This window comes from Rosenbergiella metrosideri, from assembly GCF_022602565.1.
GTDB lineage: Bacteria > Pseudomonadota > Gammaproteobacteria > Enterobacterales > Enterobacteriaceae > Rosenbergiella > Rosenbergiella metrosideri.
Window position 1 is genome coordinate 1 of the sequence record NZ_JALBCV010000126.1, and the last position, 248, is coordinate 248.

General features: G+C 55.6%; 1 protein-coding gene. It reads right to left on the bottom strand.

Features of this window, described 5'->3' with window-relative positions; genetic code table 11:
• Positions 1-248 (bottom strand): Ig-like domain-containing protein (locus MKR94_RS16775; RefSeq protein ID WP_241647926.1); only part of this gene is annotated, 248 nt, incomplete at both ends.

Genomic DNA, 248 nt, shown 5'->3' on the forward strand with positions numbered 1-248 from the left:
TCCGTCGCCGTAACAGTTAGGGTTTGGCCATTGGTTTGTGCTGCAGGGAGTGTCACGCTGAAGGTGCCATCACTACCGACCGTGGCACTAGCCAATGTATTACCCTCAGCATCTTTGACCGCGACAGTTGAGCCTGCTTCGCCTTTACCTGTGACGGTGAGTCCGTCATCGCTAAGCTGCACGCCACTTGGCTCAGTCGGTGCCGTGGTATCTGGCACAGTAATTGTTGCCGCTGGAGAGACATTACC